Origin of the sequence: Pantoea sp. SIMBA_079 (genome assembly GCF_046940275.1) — a bacterium.
Taxonomy (GTDB): Bacteria; Pseudomonadota; Gammaproteobacteria; order Enterobacterales; family Enterobacteriaceae; genus Pantoea; species Pantoea borealis.
Window position 1 is genome coordinate 1 of sequence record NZ_JAWRYR010000274.1, and the last position, 274, is coordinate 274.

General features: G+C 65.7%; 1 protein-coding gene. It reads right to left on the reverse strand.

Annotated features, from left to right (window positions below):
- The coding region (locus tag SB719_RS19990) for a helicase-related protein (protein WP_412159715.1) at positions 1–274 on the reverse strand (274 nt) is incomplete at both ends.

Sequence of the window (274 nt, forward strand, 5' to 3'; positions counted from 1 at the left end):
GCCGGCCCGCGCGTCCTGCGATCTGCCCTACTTCGGCGGGCGTCAGATCGCGGAACTGATAGCCATCGAACTTGCGGTTCTGCGCGAACGCGACATGATCCACATCCAGGTTGAGCCCCATGCCGATGGCATCGGTCGCCACCAGGAAATCCACGTCGCCGGACTGGTAAAGCTCCACCTGCGCATTTCGCGTGCGTGGGCTGAGCGCGCCCATGACCACTGCCGCCCCGCCGCGCTGGCGGCGGATCAGTTCGGCAATCGCGTAAACCTCGTC